Source organism: Pseudomonas sp. PA-1-6B, assembly GCF_021609545.1.
Lineage (GTDB): Bacteria > Pseudomonadota > Gammaproteobacteria > Pseudomonadales > Pseudomonadaceae > Aquipseudomonas > Aquipseudomonas fluorescens_BV.
Map to the genome: position 1 here is coordinate 1 of NZ_WJZM01000123.1, position 1,540 is coordinate 1,540.

Annotated in this window: 1 pseudogene; it reads right to left on the reverse strand. The window is 60.4% G+C overall.

Annotation, left to right across the window (positions count from 1 at the left end):
* Positions 1 to 72: 72 nt before the first annotated feature.
* Positions 73 to 1,257, reverse strand: a pseudogene (locus tag GIV35_RS27180) (circularly permuted type 2 ATP-grasp protein); the annotation flags it as partial.
* Positions 1,258 to 1,540 lie beyond the last annotated feature (283 nt).

The window sequence follows — 1,540 nt, forward strand, 5'->3', positions numbered from 1 at the left end:
TGATAAGACCTCGCGTGAGATGAGAGAGTGTATGGTGGCGTCGTCGGAAGCGTCAGATGTGTATAAGGGTCAGGGACGGGCCTTGATGCGCTGGCGGAAGTCTTCGATCTCGGCGGCCGTCGACGCCGGGCCCACCAGCATGCCGTAGCCGCCGGAGCCCTGGGTTTCCTTGACCACCAACTGCTCGAGGTTGGCCAGCACATGAGACAGCTCATCGGGCTTGCGGCATTGGAAGGTCGGCACGTTCTGCAGGATCGGTTCCTCGTCCAGGTAGAAGCGGATCATCGCCGGTACATAGGGATAGATCGACTTGTCGTCAGCCACCCCGGTGCCGATGGCGTTGGCCAGTACCACATTGCCGGCGCAGTAAGCCGCCACCAACCCCGGCACGCCGAGCATCGACTCGGGGTTGAACGCTTGGGGGTCGAGGAAGGCGTCGTCAATGCGCCGGTAGATCACGTCCACGGGCTTGGGGCCGTCGGTGGTGCGCATGAACACCTTGAGATCGTGCACGAACAGATCGGCACCTTCCACCAGCTCCACGCCCATTTCCCGGGCAAGGAACGCGTGTTCGAAGAAGGCGCTGTTGAAGCGCCCAGGCGTCAACACCACCACATTCGGGTTATCGAGGCGGCTGGCGCTCTTGAGGGTCTTGAGCAACAGGTTGGGGTAGTGGTCCACGGGTGCAATGCGCTGCTTGGCGAAGACTTCCGGGAACAGCCGCATCATCATCTTGCGGTCTTCGAGCATGTAGCTCACGCCGCTGGGGGTGCGCAGGTTGTCTTCGAGCACGTAGTAAGTGCCGTCACCGTCGCGCACCAGGTCGACACCGGAGATGTGCGAGTAAATGTCGCGGTGCAGATCCAGGCCGACCATCGCCTTCTGATAGCCCTCGTTGCCCAGCACCTGCTCTGCCGGAATGATCCCGGCCTTGATGATGCGTTGGTCGTGGTAGATGTCGGCGAGAAACATGTTCAGTGCATTGACCCGCTGGATGCAGCCACGCTCGATCAGGCTCCATTCACTGGCGGGGATGCTGCGGGGAATGATGTCGAAGGGAATCAGGCGTTCGGTGTCTTGTTCGTCGCCATACAGGGTGAAGGTGATCCCGGCGCGATGGAACAGCAAATCCGCTTCACGGCGACGCTGGGCCAGCAGTTCCGGCGGCGTATTGGCCAGCCAGCGAGAGAAGTCCTGATAGTGCGCACGGCATACGCCGTTTGCGTCATTCATTTCATCGAAGAAAGATCGAGCCATTCCAGTACCTTGTCAGTGCCCAGTGTGGCTTTGGGTGGCACTGCCGCTTAAAAAAACGCATGTTTTTATGAGCCCGTGGCTGAAGGTGCCAACAGGCCTGGTCCTTACTTTCTTATGGGGGCGGCTCTGGGTCGGGGGGTAACGTATGCTCCTGTTTTCCGGGGGGTGAATGGATAAAGCAATGCCTGTGCCGGAATGCGAACTAGGCATCAATAACCTGTGGCGAGCGAGCTTGCTCGCGCCGGGCTGCGCAGCGGCCCCAATAAAAGCGGGAGCGCTGCGC